This is a genomic window from Streptomyces sp. SAI-127, assembly GCF_029894425.1.
Taxonomy (GTDB): domain Bacteria; phylum Actinomycetota; class Actinomycetes; order Streptomycetales; family Streptomycetaceae; genus Streptomyces.
The window spans coordinates 2560902-2579542 of the sequence record NZ_JARXYJ010000001.1 but is presented as its reverse complement, the minus strand read 5'-3'; the positions used below and the strand labels follow the sequence as shown (position 1 = coordinate 2579542).

Genomic DNA, 18641 nt, shown 5'->3' with positions numbered 1-18641 from the left:
GAGGGCCTCTCGTTGCCGTGGGCGGGCGTACTGGCACCTTGCCGATACGGCACGGGCCGGGCACGGCACCCGGTCGGCGTTGGTGCGCGGGCCGGGTGCCGGGGGCGCTCAGGCGAGGTGGGCCATCGCCTCCGCCGGGTGGTGGACCGGGTCCGCCTCGGGCATGCCGTGCGGCCAGCCGGGTCGGTACACCGTGTCGAGGTAGCGTTCGCCGAGGTCCGGTGCGATGGCGACCGCGGTGAGCCCGCGGCGGCCGTGCGCGGACAGCCACTGGTCCGCGCCGCTGACGACCGTGCCGGTGGAGCCGCCGAACAGGAAACCCCGGGCGGCCAGCCGGCGGCAGACCTGGAGGGTGTCCGGTTCCTCGACGAGCACCACGTCGTCGATGTACGACTTGTCGAGCAGCTGCGGCGGCACACTGGTGCCGAGCCCCGGGATCATCCGCACGCCGGGCGGCCCGCCGAAGGTGATCGAGCCGACACTGTCGACGGCGACGATCCGCACCGGCCGCCGCCACTGCCAGAACCAGCGGGCACAGCCCATCAGGGTCCCCGTGGTGCCGGCCCCCACGAACAGGACGTCCAGGTCGGGGAAGCGGCGCGCGATGTCCGGTGCGGTGGTGCGGTAGTGCGCCCGCCAGTTCCCCTCGTTGCTGTACTGGTTGAGCCACACGTACCGCTCGTCCGAGGCGCACAGCGCCCGCACGTAGGCGAGCCGGGCGCCCAGATAACCGTCGTGCAGGTCCGGCTCCCTGACCACGTGCACCCGGCTGCCGAGTGCCTCCATCAGCCGGATCGTCGCCAGGTTGCACCGTGAGTCGGTCACGCACAGGAACCGGTAGCCCCGGCTCGCCGCGATCACGCTCAGGGCCACCCCCAGGTTCCCCGACGACGACTCGACCAGGATCGAACCGGGCCGCAGGGTGCCGTCGCGCTCGGCGGCGTTCACCATCTCGCGGGCCGCCTTCAGCTTGATGGACCCGGCGAAGTTGAAACCCTCGCACTTCAGGAACAGCGGAAGCTCCAGCGCCGCCCGCAGGTCGACGTAGAGGTCGGACTCGTTGTACTCCGAAGGATCGGATATGACGGGCATGACGCCCCCCTCCTCATGCGCCACCGGTGGTTCAGCCGTACCGGCGCAACTCGTTGAAGAACCCGTCGACGACGTGCAGTTCGCCGCGCCGGGCCAGTTCGTCGTGGACGAACCGGCCGACGGCGAGGTCGAGCACCCCCAGGCCGAAGGGGGAGAACACCACCGTCCGGTCCGTCGGGACGGTCACCCGTCCGGTCAGCACGTCGTCGAGCGTGCCGTCGATGAAGTCCCTGCTCCCCGTGAGCTGTTCGGCCAGATGCGGGGAGGTCTCGGCCTTGAGGCAGTGCTCGACGTCGTCGACGAAGTTGGCGGACGCGAGCAGGATCTCCGGGTCGAGATCGCGCAGCGAGACATGCAGGACCAGGGGGTGATGGCCGAACCACGACGGGTCGTGGACGTGCGGTGTGCCGGCGACGGTGGCGAACACGACCAGGTCGCTGGAGCGGATGAGGGATTCGGCCGTGTCGTGCACGACGGCCTTCCCCGGAGCGCCGGACCGCTCCAGATAGCCGCGGAACCCGGCGGCGCTCTCGGCCGACAGGTCGTGCACCCCCGTCTCCTCGAACTCCCAGCCGGTGGCGGCGAGATGGGTGTGGATGTAGCGGGCGATCAGCCCGGTGCCGATGAAGCCCACCCGGGTGGGACGGCTCCGGCCCGCGCTGAGCTTCCCGGCCGCCAGCGCCGCCGACGACGCCGTACGCGTCGCGCTGATGACGGAACTCTCCAGGCAGGCGAACGGGTAGCCGGTGACCGGGTCGTTGAGGATCAGCACGGCCGACGCGCGCGGCAGCCCGGACTTGATGTTCTCCGGGAAACTGGAGACCCACTTCAGGCCGTCCACCCTCAGCGGTCCGCCCAGTGAGGCGGGCAACGCGATGATCCGTGACGACGGGCGGTCCGGGAACCGCAGGAAGTACGACGGAGGGTTCACCGAGTCGCCCGCGCCGTGCAGCCGGTACACGGCCTCGACGAGATCCGCGATCTCCGGTTCCCGCCCGTGCAGGGCCTGCTGGACCTGTGCGCCGGTGACGAGCGCGAAGGTCGGTGCGCCGACGGTGCTCATACGCCGCTCACCTCGCCGTCGGTGCGCGACACCGGGTTGCCGAGCGCGGCCAGCACCTCGCGCGGTCCCTCGAAGGGCTCGCGGCTGTGTGCCGTACGGATGTTGTCGACGAGCAGCAGATCCCCGTCCTGCCACGGCTCGCGCACGGTGTGGGCGTCGTACACCTCGTTGATCGTCCGCACGACGTCCACGTCGATCGGATCGCCGTCGCCGAAGCGGGTGTTGAAAGGCAGCCCGTCGGCGCCGTACATGTCCACCAGGTATTCGTGCACTTCCGGCTCCATGGTCCACTCGTTGAGGAACGCGATCTGGTTGAACCAGCAGGGCAGGCCGGAGTCCGGGTGCCGGAGCACCGCGCCGCGCCGCTGCCGGGTGTGCAGGGAGCCGTCGCTCTGCCAGGCGAACTCGATGGCGTGCCGGCGGCAGTAGCGCTCGACGGCGGCGCGGTCGTCCGTGCCGAACGCCTCCTCGACCGAGGCGCCGATCTCCTCGTGGTACGAGCGGGTCAGCAGCCAGCCCTCGCGCTCGAAGCGGGAGACCAGCTCGCGGGGCAGGTCCCGCAGCACCGCGGACGCGTCGGCGAGCGCGGTCGCGCCCCCGGTCCCGGGCGCCTCCAGACAGGCGAACAGGAGCAGACCCGGGAACTCCAGGCCGTAGCTGACCTCGTGGTGCATGCACATCTGCTGGTTCGGCGGCCACTTGGTCGTCGAGTACACGCCGCCCCCGTAGCTGCGCCGCGGTGCGAAGGGCTCGTGGTCGGGCATCAGGCCGCTGGTCAGCCGCCGGAAGACGGCCTCGGTGGTCGCGGGGTCCGAAAGGCCCAGACCGCGCACCAGGACACCACCGTGCTCGAGGACGAGGGCACGCAGCGTGTCGTGGTGCTCGGCCGCCCAACCGGCCGGATCTTCACCGGACTTGGCGTGCAGGATCGGCGGACTGTCCGGTGCCAGGTCCAGGTTCGGAAGGAGATTCATGGATGACATCTCGGGGTTCCTTTCAGTGCTGCCGGTCGAGCAGGCCCGCCAGGTCCGCGAGGACCGGGTGGCGGACGACGTCCTTGAGGGTGATCGCCCGGTCCAGGGCGATCGCGAGACGCACGGCGGACAGCGAGGTGCCGCCGCGGTCGAAGAAGTGGTCGAGGCGGCCGATCCGGTCGGCGGGGACCCCGAGCACCTCGGCCCAGGCATCCGCGAGCCGCCGCTCGCCGGCCGTGACCGGCTCGACGGCCACAGCGGCGTCGAGGTCCTCGGCGAGCGCGGTCAGCGTCCGGCGGTCGGTCTTGCCGTTGGCCGTCAGCGGCAGGTGCTCCCGCCAGTGCACGACGGCGGGCACCATGTAGTCCGGCAGCGACGCGGCCAGCCGTTCCCGCACCGCGTCCGCGCCCACCGGCTCGGGCCCGGCGCAGAACGCGGCGAGCTGCGTCCCCCGTACGACCACGACGGCCCCGTCACGCACCCCGGCCACCCGCAGCAGCGCGTTCTCGATCTCGCCGATCTCCACGCGGAACCCGCGGATCTTGATCTGGGTGTCCCGGCGGCCGAGGAACTCCAGTCGGCCGTCGGACCGCCAGCGCCCCACGTCACCACTGCGGTAGAGCCGCTCGCCGGGCCGGTACGGGTCCTCCATGAAGGCGGCCGCGGTGCGCTCGGGGTCGTTGACGTACCCGCGCCCCACGCACACCCCGGAGAAGACGATCTCGCCCGGAGCGCCGAGCGGCACGGGCACCAGGTCCTCGTCGACGACGTACACCCGCACATTGCGCACCGGCCGCCCGAGCGGGACCCGGTCGCCGTCCGGCACCCGGTCCATGACCTCGTGGTTGGTGTCGTCGGAGGTCTCGGTCAGCCCGTAGGCGTTGGCGAGGCGGATGCCGGGCGCGGTGGCGAACCAGCGCTGCACCAGCTCCCGCTTCACCGCCTCGCCGGTCACCGACACACAGCGCAGGTCGGCCAGTTCGCGCGGCCGCTGCCCCAACTCCGCGAGCACGGCCTCCAGGTACGACGGCACGACCTGGAGCACGTTGACCCGCTCCCGGACCACCGTGTCCACGAACCGCGGCACGTCCAGGACGGTCTCCTGGTCGACGACCAGCGTCCGCCCGCCGACGACCGGCCCGGCGAGCAGCTGCCACAGGGAGATGTCGAAGCACTGCGGCGCGGTCTGCGCGACCACGTCGTCCTCGCCGATCCCCAGGTCCTCGACCTTGGCGAGCACGTGGTTGACGAAGCCGGCGTGCTCGCACATCGCGCCCTTCGGCTCGCCGGTGGAGCCGGACGTGAAGTAGATGTAGGCCAGTTGGTCCGCCGCGACCGGGATCCCGAGATCGTCGTCCGCGTGGCTCTCGGCGTACGCGGCGTCCACGAACAGGGTCGTGGCCGTCGTCCCGGAGAGCGAGCCGGTGCTGCCCCGCTCGGTGACGACGAGCTCGCAGCCCGCCCGGGACAGCGTCCTGGACACCCGTTCGGCCGGGAAGTGCGGCTCGACGGGCAGATACACCCCGCCGGCCTTGAGCACGCCGAGGACGGCCGCCATCCAGTCCAGATCGCGCTCCATGACGACGGCGACGACCCCCTCGGCCTCCAGGCCGCGCGCCAGCAGCGCCCGGCCGACCCGGTTGGCTCGGGAGTTGAGCTCGGCGTACGTCCACTGCCGCTCGCCCTGTACGGCGGCCACGGCGTCCGGGTGCTTGCCGACCCGCTCCTCGAAGAGCTCGTGCACCCGCCGGTCCGGAAGTGCACGGACCGGTCCCGCCAACTCCTCCAGCTGGAAGCGGAGTTCCTCCTCGGACAGCAGGCTCCTGCGGTCCGGGTCGGCGAGCGCGGTGAGGTGGTAGCCGGCGATGCGGGCGGCGGTTTCGGTGTCGAAGGCGCCGGTGCGGTGGCTCAGCCGCAGCGTCCCGTCGGTGACGGTGACCCGCAGCTCGTCGCCGGGAGTGCCCTCCGTCCCGCCCGAGAGGGCGGCGAGGACCTTGGCGTGGGCCGTCAGCAGCGCGGCCGGATCGGTCGGTGTGCCGTCGGGCAGCGGGACCGCGTACTCGGTGACGTCCGGTATCGGACCGGGCGTGCGGTGCGGAACTGTTTCCATGACTTTCTTCCCCCCTGATTTCTTCGTGCGGGCGGTTCAGGCGCGGCGCAGTGCCACCGCCGGATTCCCGCCCCAGTGCGCCCCCGACGGCATCTCCTCGCCCTTCATCAGGAAGGAGTCGGGACCGAGTACGGCACCGTCGCCCATCGAGACGCCGTAGTGGACCAGCGCGCCCGCACCGACGGTGCAGCCGTCGCCGATCGTGATGTGGTCGGACTTGAAGGTGCCGTCCTCCTGGGAGTGGGCCTGCACCTTGGAGTGGGCGCCGAGCGTGCAGTCGCTGCCGATCGACGTGAGCGACCGCTCGGTGATGGCGACGCCGTCGTCGAAGACCCGGCGACCGAGCCGTACGCCCATCAGCCGCCAGATGACGTTCTTGAACGGGGTGCCGTTGAAGACCTTGAGCTGGCCGTCCGGCACCTTCCACAGCCGCTCGTGCCACCAGAAGTACGGCTCGTAGATGGAGCACAACTGCGGCTCCAGCGGCCGGAACCGGGTGATCACGCGCTCCACCAGGATGTAGTAGGCGCAGGTCAGTGCGAGGCTTGCCATCAGGTAGCCGCCGATGAGCAGGCCGCCGAGGGCGCCCTGGCCGCCGTAGAGATCGACGACCGCGAAACCGAGCAGCGTCAGCATGAACCAGTGCAGCCAGCGCAGGAACAGGAACAGCGCCATCGAGCGGGCGTTGAAGCGGTTCTTGCCGGACAGCCGGCGGCGCAGTTCGTCGCCCTCGCGCAGGTGGTCGAAGCGGGTGTCGCGCTCCACCGTGCGCGGGATCTCGAACGGCGGCGAGCCCAGCAGGCCCACGCCCTCGCGCAGTTCACCGTCGAGCGGGACCAGCACCTTCGTCGCGAGCAGGCAGTTGTCGCCGGTACGTCCGCCGATCGGGTAGGCGATGTGGTTGCCGAGGAAGTTGCGCGGCCCGATCGCCACCCGCGAGACCCGGAACGACGTACTGGAGTACTCGGCGTTGAGGATCGAGAGCCCGTCGGCGACCATCGTGCCGCTGCCGACGGTGGCCAGGTACGGCGTCTCGTGCGACACCTCGGTGCCGAAGTTCGAGCCGGTCTGCTCGACGTGCGAGAGGTCGTAGCCGATGGACCGCAGGTAGTGGACGATGTACGAGCTGTCGCCGCACAGCCACTTGAAGAACTTGATGTTGGTCATGCGGGCGATCGCGCGCTGCACCGAGTAGTGGAAGCCGTACAGCGGATAGACCCGGTCCGCCTTCAGGGTCAGGTTCAGCAGCCGCGGCAGCACCGTCACGGTGAGGAGGCCGAGGACCACGGAACCGGTGAAGAGGGCGACGGACAGGGCCAGCGCCTCGGCGTAGAAGGCCGCCGACGCCCGTTCCTGCGCGTTCGGTTCGAGCAGCGGGTCCAGTGCCGGCACGAGGTCCATCACCAGGAAGACGCCGCCGATGCCGAGCGGGACGTACACGAGCAGTGTCTGGAGCAGGGCCGTGAGGGCATAGCCGGCCCGGCGCGCGGTGCCGCAGCGGGTGGCCGGGACACGGATGTGGTCGACGTCGGTGGGACGGGCCGGGGAGCCGTGCCAGCGCTGCCCGGCGGGTATGGCGGCGCCGTCGTACAGCGCGGAGGAGTGGCCCAGCTGGCCGCCGTCGCCGATGGACGTGCCGATGTCGAGGACCGTCTTCTCGCCGACGAAGACGTCCCGGCCCAGGGTGACCGGTCCGGTGCGGATCCGGCCCGCGTGCGCCCGGTAGCCGAGGAACAGGGCGTCCTTGCGGATCACCGTCCCGGCGCCGACGGTCAGCAGGTCGGTGCAGACCGGCACCGAGTGGGACAGGATCGTGACGCCCGGGCCGATACGGGCGCCGAGGGCCCGCAGGTACAGGACGTACAGCGGGTTGCCGGTGAAAAGGATCATCGGATTGGCGTGCAGCAGTGCCTTGACGGTCCAGAAGCGGACGTAGGCCAGGCCCCACACCGGGAACTCCGTCTCCTTCCACCGGCCCACCAGCACCCACTTCGCCACCACGGGCAGGGTGCAGACGGCCAGGAACAGCGTGCCGCCGAAGACCAGGGAGCGCAGGTAGACGGAGAGCACGCCGTCGCCGCCGGATATCCAGCGGTACCCCTCGGCGGTGGCGATCCCCGCGGCGAGGCAGTACAGGACGAAGACGAGGAACTGCACGAACCCGCACAGGACATAGCGGGCGGTGCTGCCCGGCGGCGGAGGCGGTTCGGTCGGCCGTGCGGGAGCCGGTCCGGCGGCCGGGATCTCGGCGAGAGCCGTGGCCAGACCGCGGATCGTCGGGTGGCCGTAGATGTCCCTCATCGACACCGGCGGCAGATCGTCCCGCTTCCTGACCCGGGCGCAGAACTGCGCCATGACCAGGGAGTTGGCACCCAGGTCGTCGAAGAAGTGGCTGTCGAGAGGTACTTGATCCGTCTTCACGACCCCGGCCAGCACCTCGGCGAAGACCTGGGCGGTGCCGTCCACCGGGGCGACTGTCGTGATCTCGCCGGGATTTACCACCACTTGAGCTCCTAGATCATTACTTTTGGTCTTTTGGTCTATTCGGTGTGCTTGCTAAGTCGGGCCGGGGTCTCCACCGGTTCCTGCGACCGCGCCGGTGTTACGGCCTCGCGACACCGCCGGGCCGCGCCTGCGACGACCGTTTCCAGCGGGCCACGCCCGACGTGCCGCCACGAGAGGGCGAAGAGGAGCGCTCCGGTCGCCATGACGGCGTAGAGGAGCCCGGGGGAGCCGGAGAGTGCGCCGGTGGCGAGAAGGAGCACATGGGCGACGTAGAGGGTCAGCGGCATGCTGCCCGCCGCCGCGAGCGGCGTGAGCGCCCGTGCGAGGAGGGCGCTCCTGGTCAGCAGCAGGGCGCCGCCGAGGATCGCCGTCGCCGAGCCCAGGGTGAGGAGCATGTCGAAGGGCGTGGTCGCGTGCGGCGCCCGGGAGAGCAGCGCCCACCAGGTCTCGCCGTCGGGGCTGTCCCACAGGGCCTCGGCGCGGGAGGCACCGGGGAACTCCGCGCGCCACAGGTACCGGAGCCCGTCGTACCGGAACAGGACCAGGGACGACACCAGCCAGACCCCGGCCACCAGCGCGAGACCGCCGCCGAAAAGCCGGGGTGCGGCCCTTCGTGACGTCAGGTTCATCCGGCCGAGGGCGAGGCCGGCGCACAGATAGGCGGTCCAGGCGAGCACCGGGTAGTCGCCATGGACCAGCAGGTCCGACACCAGGCCGAGCGGGTCGGTGACCACGTCCTGGAGGGTCGGGTCGCCGTCGAAGGCGGGCTCCGGCAGTACGCCCCGCAGCGCGTGCACGGCGAGCGGGGCGCCCAGGGCCAGGGCCAGGGACAGGAAGGCCAGGGTGCGCGGAGCAAGGCCCAGCAGCGGGATCGCGATCAGGAACAACAGGGCGTAGAACGCCAGAATGACGTCCACGTCCAGGTCCGCCGCGCGTGAGGCGTAGCCGAGCAGCAGCCCGATCAGCGCGATGACGCCGGCACGGGCCGCCACCGCGGCGGCCGCGGGCCGCCCGGTCACCGGCCGTCGCCCGCCGGTCGTGAAGGCCAGGCCGATCCCGGCCGTCACGGCGAAGGTCGCCGAGGAACGGCCGCCCGCGAACATCCAGGCGGGTGTGACCGAGCCGGCCTCGTCGAACGCACCGAACACGTGAACGGAGAACATACCGAGCAGGGCGAGACCCCGTGCCACATCGACCCCCACGATTCGCGGCACGGCATGCTTCGGCGCATACGGAACAGTCATGGAAATTCTCCAGAGAGGGATACGGCGGAATATCGACCGCTGCTCACCACGCGGCGGAAAATCAGGAAGAAGAACCCCCGTGGTTCCGGTGTGCCGGAAGAAAGAGAAGTGCCGTGAGGCACGGAATGAAATAAGAGAAGGAGCGGTTCGGTATGTGCCTGAAGTGACCACGCGGCGGGGACGGGGCGGTCGGCTCGAGCCTTGGTCAGGGCCCTGAGAATGCAATCCGAATTGTTTCGACGGGCTCATGAACGGGTCAAGCGCGTTTCGGGCAATGGCGGTTTCTTGCTGGTCGACCGTTCGCCGACGGTATGCCCTGCTCATGCCGTTCGGAGGCGTCACCGGGGAACTCACCCGATGGGCAGTGCATATGTCGTCCGGCATTCCGCTTTTCAAGGCCGCGAAATCCGGCCACCGGGTTCATGACAGAAAAGAGGTTCGATTTCCTTGGTGATTTCCGCGGGGTTGCCCGGCGTTTTCCGAGGTATGAAGGAACCGAACACGAGCGGGCGTTCCCCGCACGCGCGTGCCCCGGACCCGGACCGGGGGATGAGTGCACGCCGCCATGGCGGATACCTTTAGGTCGTGCAGGCAGCAAGCGAATCCCCTCAGCGGCCCCCCTCCGGCCGGCTCCACCGGGCCCGTGCCCTCTACCGGAACGTCTCGAAGCGCAGGACCGCCTGGCTGCTGCTCAAGGACACCGTCAACTCGTGCATCGAGTACCGCATCCTGGGGCTCGCCGCCGAGGCCGCGTTCTTCTCGCTGCTGTCCGTGCCCCCGCTGCTGCTCAGCCTCATCGGACTGCTCGGCTACGTCGACGACTGGACCGGCACCGACAGCATCAGCAGCCTGGAGGCCAACATCCTGGACGCGGCGCGCACGGTCCTGTCCGACAAGGGCGTACGGCAGATCGCGCAGCCGATCCTCGACGACGTGATGAAGGGCGGCAGGCCCGACGTCATCTCCGTCGGCTTCCTGTTCGCCCTGTGGTCCGGGTCCCGCGCCGTGAACGTCTTCATCGACACCATCACCGTCATGTACGGCCTCGACGGGGTCCGCGGCATCGTCAAGACCCGGCTCGTGGCGTTCGCCCTGTTCATCGCGGCCCTGCTGATCGGCTCGGTGGCACTGCCGCTGATGGTGGCGGGGCCGGACGCGGTGGTGCGGATCGTGCCCTGGTCGGCGACGGTGGTGCAGGTCCTGTACTGGCCCGTGGTGATCATCCTGTCCATCGCCTTCCTGACCACGCTGTACCACCTGTCGGTACCGGTGCGCTCACCGTGGATCGAGGACGTCCCCGGCGCGCTGGTGGCGCTCGCCATGTGGGTGCTGGGGAGCTTCCTGCTCCGGATCTACCTCCAGAGCACGATCGAGGGTGCGACGATCTACGGCTCGCTGGCCGCGGCCGTGGCGGTGCTCCTGTGGATCGGGGTGTCGGCCTTCGCGGTCCTGGTGGGCGCCGCGGTCAACGCCGCGATCGACCGCGTCTGGCCGGCGGCGGCGACGGCGGCGGCGCGCGCGGCGAACGAGCGGGTGCGGGAGGCGCAGGTCGCCGAGTACGTCGCCCGGGCGGCCGCACTCCACGACACCGACATCGACCCCGAGGACCCCGACATGCCCTCGGAGTTCCCGGAGCGGTGGTCGCGCTTCCTGCCGCCGGAGGATGTGACGTCGCGGCTGCGGACACACGCGAAGACGACGCACCCCCCGCAGAAACCGGACGATTCCTGAGGGGGGCGGGTCCACCGACCGGCGTCAGACCTTCCAGGTCCCCGCAGCCGCCGCCTCCCTCGCGAAGTCGGCGAAGTCCCGCGGCTCACGGCCGAGAACCTGCCGCACGCCGTCCGACAGATACGCGTTGCGCCCGTCCAGCAGCTGCGTGAACGCCTCCACCAGCGCCTCCACCTCCGGCGCCGGCACCCCGAACCCGAGCAGGTTCTCCCCGTACCGCTGAGGCGACACGGCCCGGTACGTCAGCTCCCGCCCCGTCGCCTTCGCGATCTCCGCGACCGCCTCGCCGAAGGTCAGCAACCGAGGTCCCGACACGGTGAGCGTCTCTCCGGCATACCGGTCCGGCGACACCAGCACGGCCGCCACCACGTCCCCGATGTCCCGCACATCCACGAACGGCTCCCGCACCTCACCGGCCGGAAACACCAACTCCCCGCTCAGCCGCAACTCCTCCACCAACGGCCCCTCGCTGAAGTTCTGCGCGAACCACGCGGCCCGTACGACCGTCCAGTCGGCCCCCGAGGCGTGCAGCGCCTCCTCCGCGTCCCGCGCCCGGTCCTGCCCCCGCGACGACAGCAGCACCAGCCGCCGTACGCCGACCCCCACCGCCTCGCGCGCGACCGCCCCGATCGCCTCGGCGGCCCCCGGAGCGCCGATGTCCGAGGGGTACACCAGGTACGCCGCGTCCGCGCCCCGCAACACCTGCGCCCACGTCGACCGGTCCTGCCAGTCGAACCCCTGCGCCCGCGAGGCCGCCCGGACCGTCAGCCCCGCCGCCTCCGCGGACTGCGCCACCCGGCTGCCCGTACGACCCGAGGCACCGGTCACCACCACCGTCATGTTCCGCGCGTTCTGTGTCATGCCGTCGAGTCAACTGCCGCCCGCCACAAGGGACCATCGCTGAACGGCTCATTCCCATGCGCGCGCGTCTACGCTGGCCGTATGGACGCTCTGGCAGGCCTGCTGGAAGGACCGCGGGCGCGTGGCGCCTTCATGATCCGTGCGTGTTTCGACCCGCCGTGGGCGGTGCGGGTGGAGGACCGGGCGCCGTTGACGGTCATGCTGGTGGTCCGTGGCGACGCCTGGATCGTGCCCGACTCGGGCGAGCGGATCCGGCTCGGCCCCGGCGACCTCGCCATCGCCCGCGGCCCCGACCCCTACACCTGCGCCGACGACCCCGGTACGGCTCCGCAGGTGCTGATCCTGCCCGGCGCGGAGTGCAGCTACCCCGACGGGCGGGCCCTGAACGGCTCCATGGACCTCGGGGTGCGCACCTGGGGCGACCGGCCCGACGGCGGGACGGTGGTCCTCATCGGGACGTATCTGATGGAGGGCGAGATCAGCAACCGTCTCCTGGACGCGCTGCCGCCGCTGCTGTCGCTCACCACCGACGTGTGGGAGTGCCCGCTGACCCCGCTCCTCATGGAGGAGATCGTGCGCGACGAGCCGGGGCAGGAGGTCGTCCTGGACCGGATGCTGGACCTGCTGGTCATCGCGGCGCTCCGGGCCTGGTTCTCCCGGCCCGAGGCGGAGGCACCCGCCTGGTACGCGGCGCTGGCCGATCCTGTCGTGGGGCGGGTGCTGCGGCTGGTGCAGGACGATCCCGCGCATCCCTGGACGGTGGCGTCCCTGGCGGCCAAGGCCGGAGTCTCGCGGGCCGCGCTCGCTCGGCGCTTCACCGAGCTGGTGGGCGAGCCGGTGATGACGTATCTGACCGGATGGCGGCTGGCGTTGGCGGCGGATCTGCTGCGGGGGAGTTCCTCGACGCTCGAGGCGATCGCCCGACAGGTCGGGTACGGAAGCGCCTTTGCGCTGTCCAGCGCGTTCAAGAGGGGGTACGGGGTCAGTCCGCAGGAGTTTCGGGTGCGGGCCGGTGGGGGCTGATCGTAGCCTGGGGGTGTGTACACGGAACGGGCGTCCCGGCTTGCCGGTGCCGTCATCTGGACCGGTGACGGGGCCGGACGTGTGCTGCCCGACGGGTGCATGGATCTGCTCTGGAACGAAGGACGGCTGCTCGTCGCCGGGCCCGACACACGTGCGTACGTCACCGGCGGCGCCCCGAGCGACTGGGCGGGCGTGCGCTTCTACCCGGGGACCGCGCCCGCCTTCCTGGGTGTGCCCGCCCATGAACTGCGCGACCGCCGCGTCGAGTTGGCCGATCTCTGGCCGGCTCCAGAGGTACGGCGGCTGCGGAGCCGTATCGAGAAGGCCCCCGACGCCGCCACGGCGCTCGAAGAGATCGCCCTGGAGCGTGCCACCCCTCCTGACCCCGTTCTGCACGCCCTCGTGACCGCGCTCGACGCGGGCCGCCCGGTCGCCGCGACGGCGGACGAACTCGCCCTGGGAGCACGGCAGTTGCACCGGAGGTCGCTTGCGGCCTTCGGGTACGGGCCGAAGACGCTGGCCCGGATTCTGCGGCTGCGGCGGGCTCTCGTGCTGGCCGGGGCCGGGGTGCCGTTCGCGGAGACGGCGGTGCGGAGCGGGTTCGCGGACCAGGCGCATCTCGCGCGGGACGTGAAGGAGTTGGCGGGCGTGCCGCTCGGGCGGCTACTCGCCGTCGGCTAGCGGGGCGTACAGGTCGACGCCGTTGCCGTCGGGGTCGTGCAGCGAGGCGTACCGCTGCCCCCACTCGGCGTTCCACGGCTTGAGCTCACCGTGGAACCCCTCGCCCACCAGCTCCTCGTACACGGCGTCGACCTCGGCCGGGCTGTCGCACCGCAGCGCCAGCGCGGTGCGGCTGCCGCCGGCCGGTGCCCGCCACGCCGGGTGGAAGGAGCGGACCGTCTCCTCGGTGTCGAGCATCAGCCGCACACCGCCCGGAAGTTCGGCCTCCGCGTGCGGCTGCGTCTGCGACCCTTCGGGGAACGGAAACCCGAGCCGACGGTAGAAGGCGACGGAGGCGGCCATGTCGGAGGCCACCAGACCGATGGCATCGAATCGTGGAGTCATGCCGCCACCGTAGGCAGCGCCCGGACGCCCGGTCTTGAAGGAATCGGACACGTCAGCCGAAGACCACCGGCCCCCGTGGAGTGTCCAGCGTGAAGGAGAGACCCACCGGGCCCTCGGTGAGGGGGAGGTCGGCGTCGAGGGCGGCGAGGAGGGGCCGGATCTCGTCCGGGACCGGGGCGGTCGCGGTCAGGGAGAGCAGGGGAGTGGCGGGAAGGCCCGAGGCCGTCGGGTGGGGGGAGGTGCCCCAGTCGATGAGGAAGGGGACCAGGCCGGAGGGGTTTGGAGCTGCTGCCGCTGGTGTGTTCAAGAGCGTTCTGGTGAGCGGGAGTGCGTGCTGGTGGTCGGTGTTGTGTGCCTGGGTGTCGTGGTGTCGGTTTCAGCGGGGAACTGACGTTCCCTCATCGAATGCGTGACCTTCATGGGTGCCGCTCGTTTCCCATGGCGACGGGATCTTCGGGTGGGGCCGGGCGGGGGTGACAGGGTGGGTGAGCTGAGGAGTCTCGCCGCGCCGTTTGTCGCGTCGGGTCCCGGTGGTGTGGCCGTCCGGACCCGTCTCAAGCACCTGACGCCGGACGATGAGAAGGTGCTGCGCCTGGTCGGCGGGCACCTGGGGTCGCTGGCTTCGAAGGATCTCAAGGCGCGCTGCCGGGACGGCCTAGCGCACTCCGGTCAGGCATGGGCGGTGCGCAAGCGGGAGCTGACGCCGCTTGCTTCGTCGCGGTGGGCGGGCAGTATCACCAAGGCCACGCACGACGAGTGGGCGCTGGCCCGCCGCTGCCAGTCGGCGTACATCCAGAACCTGGAAGCGGGCATCCGCACCATCGAGGACCGGCTGTCGCAGCCGGTCGGGCAGAAGGGCACGAAGAAGGCGCCCGGTGGGTATTGGTCCCAGCGGGAGTGGCATGCGAAGTCCCGGCGGCTGCGGGTGCTGCAGGACCGGCTGGCTGCCGCGCGGGCCGACCGCGACGCCGGCATCGTGCACGTCGTGCGCGGCGGCAAGCGTCTGGCCCGCACCCGCCACTACCTGGAGGCGGCCGGGATCACCGAGGGCGCGTGGCGCCGGGGCTGGGAGGCGGAACGCTGGTTCTGCCAGGCGGACGGTGAGTCCGGCAAGCGGTACGGCAACGAGACGATCCGCGTCAGCCCGGACGGTGAGGTGAGTATCAAACTCCCCGCGCCGCTCACGTATCTGGCGAACGCCCCGCACGGCCGCTATGTCCTGGCCTGCCGGGTCACGTTCACGCACCGAGGAACCGAGTGGGCCGACCGCGTCACGGCCAATCGGGCCATCGCCTACCGCATCCTCCCCCACTCTCGACTTCGCTCGAGCGGGGGGACCCCCATCGACGCCGGCCGGGACCGCTGGTACCTGACCGCCGCCTGGCAGCTCCCGCCCACCCCCGCCCTCACGATCGAGGCCGCCCTCGCCCACGGCGTGATCGGCGTCGACATGAACGCCGATCACCTCGCCGCACGGCGCCTCGACGTCCACGGCAACCCGACCGGCGCCCCGCACCGCTTTTTCTATGATCTGACCGGCACCGCGCCCCATCGTGACGCCCAGGTCCGCCACGCCCTGACCCGCCTCCTGCACTGGGCCCGCACCTGTGATGTGAAGGCGATTGCCGTTGAGGACCTGGACTTCGCCGCCGAGATGACCCGGGAGAAGCACGGCCGCAAGAGGCGGTTCCGGCAGCTGATCTCCGGCTTGCCCACCGGCAAGCTCCGCGCCCGGCTGGCGTCGATGGCCGACGCCACGGGTATCGCGGTCATTGCCGTCGACCCGGCCTACACCTCGAAGTGGGGCGCCCAGCACTGGCAGAAGCCCCTCACCACGAAGAACCGCAAGACCACTCGCCACGATGCTGCTGCCGTGGCGATCGGAAGGCGCGCCCAGGGACACCCGATCCGGCGACGGACGGCACCGCCCCCTGCTCACCGGAGTGATGAGCAGGGGCATCGGACCGTCCAGGCCCGACCGGGTGTCCCCGGGCGTGAGGGAACCCGCCCCCGCATCACCGGACCACGGACACGATCCGTCGGCGCCGAATGCGGGGCGAACGCGGGCAACCAGAACGCCCAACACCGTTCGGAGCGTTCGGCTGAGCATGAGACCTGGCAACAGGGCTCACTTCCGCTCAGCCCCTAGGAACGGTGCTGGGTGTCGCCGTCCGTGAGGCGCCATGTCAGCAGGGTCCCGTCGGGGGTGCGGCGGCTCATCGGGCGGATCTCACCGGGGTCGTAGCCGCGGGCCCGGGCGGTCGCGACCGCCGCGTCCAGGTCCGGGGTCGCGAGGACGAGATGGTCCAGCCGTGCGGGAATCACGTTCACCGCGCCGAGGCTACGCAAAGCGACCGGTCCGATGGAACACCTGTACGGCGATACACCCCTCAGTCCTCTAGTGCGGGAGCAGAGCGAGGCCTGAGCCGGCCCCGTGGCGCGTCCCGTCCGTCCCAGCAGGTCCCCGTACGACCCGCGCTCCCGGACCACGCCGCCGTACGCGGGACGGACCGTCCCCCGGCGGTCCGGGGACTGCGGCAGGTCTCGCCGTGCGCACCTCAGGCCTGTGAGTCTGTGCCGTGCCAAGCGAAACGAGCCGCCCCAGGGGGAACCACGGGGGGAACCACGGCGGTTCGGAAAGGGAGACTTCCATGAGCATGCGCAAGCGGGCCGTCGCGATGGTGATGGCAGCGTTGCTGGGCGCCGGAACCCTCGGCCTCGCCGTGGCGCCGACGGCCAGTGCGGCCTCGTACCACGGCATCGACGGCAACGGTGTGGTCAGCGACGACTGGCAGGACGAGGAGAACCTGGGCGTCGACGACCACGCCGACAGCAACGCCACGGCCCTGTGGCAGTCCGTCCTGTACGCGGACGGCGCCAAGTGGCAGGACGAGGACGGGGACTGGCACAACTACTCCAAGAGCCAGATCGACGGCTCGTTCGGCCCGGAGACCGAGTCGGCCACGCAGTGGTGGCAGGAGCGCTACGGCCTCACCGACAACGACGGCGTGGTCACCGACCAGACCTGGGAGTTCGCCCAGCAGTGGCTCCACGGCCCGGTCTCGGGCGGCGGCGTCCGCTACGACGGCGACAAGCGGGACGTCGACTTCAAGCGGGTCAGCGGCAAGTACCGCGTGAAGCTCAAGGGCACCGGCCCCTGGCGGATCGCGTACTACGAGCAGGTGGGCTGACCGCCGCCGACGGGGGAGCGGGCGGCCGTACGGTCACCCGCCCCTCGACGGCCACGCCCACAGCACCCCCGCCACCAGCATCACGATGACGGCGAACGCGGCCAGCGCCGCCGTACGCCATCGCCGGTACTCGAGGCCGGGCCCCGTCGGCACCGCCCCCTCGGTCGCCACGACGGCCACCACCGTGCCGTACGGCCAGACCGGGGCGGCCAGGTCCCACAGCGCCAGCAGCCGCGCCTGATCCGCGCCCGCCACCCGGCACAGCGCCTCCACCGCCCCGCGCGGCGGCTGCTTGGCCCCGCTGAGATACCGCTGCCAGGACGACTTGCTGTACGCGGTGCGCCGCGCCAGCTCGGCGAGGCTCAGATCCGTACGGTCCTTGAGGTGGCGCAGCTGCTCGACGAGATGCCGCGCCTCCCTCGGAAGTGACTCCGGCAGCGGCCGCCAGCGCGTCATGGTCGTCCCCCCACTGCTCGCCGCCGCCCTCGTCGGGGCGGCGGCTCCCTCCCCGCCGCATCGTTCGACGCCCGCCCGCCCCGGCCAGTTCCCGCCGCCCACAGATGACCGAAGGTGAACGAAACCGGTGGTCAGTGGCACACGCAGCCGACACGAGGAGGCACGGGCCGACCGGGGGAGGCGTACGCCGGGGCACTGGGCGCAGCGACGCGATTCAGCCGGCCGGCGGGGCCGTGCTCGCCCGCTCCACCAACCGCGTCGACAACTCGGTCCGGGTGCTCTCCGGGCGGTCGCCCTCCATCATGCGGACCAGCAGGCGCAGAGCGGTTGCCGCCATCTCTGACAGCGGTTGGCGGACCGTGGTGAGGGCCGGGGTGGTCCAGCGGGCCTCCGGCAGGTCGTCGAAGCCCACGACGCTGATGTCGTCCGGCACGCGCAGGCCCCGTTCGGCCAGGGCCTCGTACACGCCGAGGGCCATGCGGTCGGAGCAGGCGAAGACCGCGGTGGGCGGTTCGGGCAGGTCCAGGAGTTCCAGCGTGCGGCGGTGGGCCGCGCTCTCGTCGAAGCCTGCGTGGCGGACGTACTCGGGCCGCTGCCGTATCCCCGCCGCAGCGAGCGCGGAACGGTAGCCCGCCACGCGCGCGCTGCTGCACACCTTGCGCTGGTGGCCGGCGACGACCCCGATGCGTTCGTGCCCCAGCGCCAGCAGGTGCTCGGTCGCAGTGACCCCGCCCTGCCAGTTGGCCGCGCCCACCGAGACGACGCCCGGCGGCGGCTCCAGGACCGGGTCGATCAGGACGTACGGGATGCGGTGCTGGTCCAGCCAGCCGTACTGCGACGACGTCAGCTCGGCCAGGTTGAACAGCACCCCGGAGGAACCGCGCGCGGTGAGTTTGTCCAGCCAGCCGCGCTCCGGGCGCCCGGCCCGGGTGCGGTTCGGCCCGGCCGAGACGACCACCTCGAGACCCGCGTCGTGGGCGGCCGCCTCCACCCCGTGCAGCACCGCACCCGACCAGGAGGTCTCCAGCGAGTGCACGACCAGGTCGACCAGTCCCGACGCCTTCGCCGCGTCGAACCTCGGTCTGCGGACGTAGCCGAGCCGGTCCAGCGCCTCGGTGACCCGGCGGCGGGTCTCGGGGGCCACGTCCTCCCGCCCGTTGACCACCTTGGAGGCGGTCGGTACCGACACGCCCGCCTCCCGGGCCACGACCGCCAGCGTGGGACCGGCCGCCACGCTCGCACTCCCCGTGCGGACCATCGGGAACCACCTCTCCGGCCCGCCCGAGGGCCATGAAAGTTTTCGACCAGCGCGGAAACAGTAAGCGC

General features: G+C 71.4%; 14 protein-coding genes and 3 pseudogenes. 5 read left to right on the top strand and 12 right to left on the bottom strand.

Annotated elements, in window-relative coordinates; all coding sequences use genetic code 11:
• Nucleotides 1–108: 108 nt before the first annotated feature.
• From sbnA to M2157_RS11945, 6 genes are read right to left on the bottom strand one after another with little or no spacing between them, the layout of a single operon-like run.
• The gene (gene sbnA, locus M2157_RS11970; RefSeq protein ID WP_280861808.1) at nt 109–1092 is read right to left on the bottom strand and encodes a 2,3-diaminopropionate biosynthesis protein SbnA; all 984 of its coding nucleotides are present in this window, start codon (nt 1090–1092) and stop codon (nt 109–111) included.
• A gap of 31 nt (nt 1093–1123) precedes the next feature.
• Entirely contained in the window at nt 1124–2155 is a 1032-nt protein-coding gene (sbnB, locus tag M2157_RS11965) for a 2,3-diaminopropionate biosynthesis protein SbnB (protein WP_280865235.1), read from the bottom strand.
• Nucleotides 2152–3138, bottom strand: a complete 987-nt coding sequence (locus M2157_RS11960) for a TauD/TfdA family dioxygenase (RefSeq protein ID WP_280865234.1) — start codon at nt 3136–3138, stop codon at nt 2152–2154. Before M2157_RS11960 ends, sbnB begins: the two co-directional genes overlap by 4 nt.
• Before the next feature lie 13 nt (nt 3139–3151).
• Nucleotides 3152–5239 carry a non-ribosomal peptide synthetase gene (locus tag M2157_RS11955; RefSeq protein WP_280865233.1) on the bottom strand — a complete coding sequence of 696 codons (2088 nt, stop codon included), beginning with the start codon at nt 5237–5239 and terminating at the stop codon, nt 3152–3154.
• 36 nt (nt 5240–5275) lie between these two features.
• Nucleotides 5276–7741 (bottom strand): Pls/PosA family non-ribosomal peptide synthetase, encoded by a 2466-nt coding sequence (locus tag M2157_RS11950; RefSeq protein WP_280868194.1) that lies wholly within the window; start codon nt 7739–7741, stop codon nt 5276–5278.
• Nucleotides 7742–7779: 38 nt separating this feature from the next.
• Nucleotides 7780–8988, bottom strand: a complete 1209-nt coding sequence (locus M2157_RS11945) for a heparan-alpha-glucosaminide N-acetyltransferase domain-containing protein (protein WP_280865232.1) — start codon at nt 8986–8988, stop codon at nt 7780–7782.
• A gap of 585 nt (nt 8989–9573) precedes the next feature.
• Here M2157_RS11945 and M2157_RS11940 point away from each other — a divergent pair.
• Entirely contained in the window at nt 9574–10719 is a 1146-nt protein-coding gene (locus M2157_RS11940) for a YihY/virulence factor BrkB family protein (protein ID WP_280861803.1), read from the top strand.
• Between the two features lie 24 nt (nt 10720–10743).
• Here the strand turns inward: M2157_RS11940 and M2157_RS11935 are convergent, their stop codons facing one another.
• Complete coding sequence (locus M2157_RS11935; protein WP_280865231.1) at nt 10744–11580, bottom strand: NmrA family NAD(P)-binding protein; 837 nt, start codon at nt 11578–11580, stop codon at nt 10744–10746.
• Nucleotides 11581–11661: 81 nt separating this feature from the next.
• Here M2157_RS11935 and M2157_RS11930 point away from each other — a divergent pair, with 81 nt between their 5' ends.
• Both M2157_RS11930 and M2157_RS11925 read left to right on the top strand, forming a co-directional pair.
• Nucleotides 11662–12603 (top strand): AraC family transcriptional regulator, encoded by a 942-nt coding sequence (locus M2157_RS11930; RefSeq protein ID WP_280865230.1) that lies wholly within the window; start codon nt 11662–11664, stop codon nt 12601–12603.
• 15 nt (nt 12604–12618) lie between these two features.
• The gene (locus tag M2157_RS11925) at nt 12619–13284 is read left to right on the top strand and encodes a helix-turn-helix domain-containing protein (protein WP_280865229.1); all 666 of its coding nucleotides are present in this window, start codon (nt 12619–12621) and stop codon (nt 13282–13284) included.
• Here M2157_RS11925 and M2157_RS11920 read toward each other — a convergent pair.
• Nucleotides 13267–13668, bottom strand: coding sequence for a VOC family protein (locus M2157_RS11920; RefSeq protein ID WP_280861799.1), 402 nt, complete (start codon nt 13666–13668; stop codon nt 13267–13269). The two genes, M2157_RS11925 and M2157_RS11920, sit on opposite strands and share 18 nt — an antisense overlap.
• 52 nt (nt 13669–13720) lie before the next feature.
• Nucleotides 13721–13948 (bottom strand): annotated as a pseudogene (locus tag M2157_RS11915) (VOC family protein); the annotation flags it as partial.
• Nucleotides 13949–14149: 201 nt separating this feature from the next.
• Here M2157_RS11915 and M2157_RS11910 point away from each other — a divergent pair.
• Nucleotides 14150–15845 (top strand): annotated as a pseudogene (locus M2157_RS11910) (IS200/IS605 family accessory protein TnpB-related protein).
• Here the strand turns inward: M2157_RS11910 and M2157_RS11905 are convergent.
• A pseudogene (locus M2157_RS11905) lies at nt 15823–15993 on the bottom strand (VOC family protein); the annotation flags it as partial. The pseudogenes M2157_RS11910 and M2157_RS11905 overlap by 23 nt on opposite strands.
• Before the next feature lie 326 nt (nt 15994–16319).
• Here M2157_RS11905 and M2157_RS11900 point away from each other — a divergent pair.
• On the top strand, nt 16320–16859 hold the full coding sequence (locus M2157_RS11900) for a peptidoglycan-binding domain-containing protein (RefSeq protein WP_280861798.1): 540 nt from the start codon (nt 16320–16322) through the stop codon (nt 16857–16859).
• A gap of 33 nt (nt 16860–16892) precedes the next feature.
• On the opposite strand, the gene M2157_RS11895 is transcribed toward M2157_RS11900, so the two are convergent.
• Both M2157_RS11895 and M2157_RS11890 read right to left on the bottom strand, forming a co-directional pair.
• Entirely contained in the window at nt 16893–17315 is a 423-nt protein-coding gene (locus M2157_RS11895) for a helix-turn-helix transcriptional regulator (RefSeq protein WP_280861797.1), read from the bottom strand.
• 214 nt (nt 17316–17529) lie between these two features.
• The gene (locus tag M2157_RS11890) at nt 17530–18573 is read right to left on the bottom strand and encodes a LacI family DNA-binding transcriptional regulator (RefSeq protein WP_280861796.1); all 1044 of its coding nucleotides are present in this window, start codon (nt 18571–18573) and stop codon (nt 17530–17532) included.
• Nucleotides 18574–18641 lie beyond the last annotated feature (68 nt).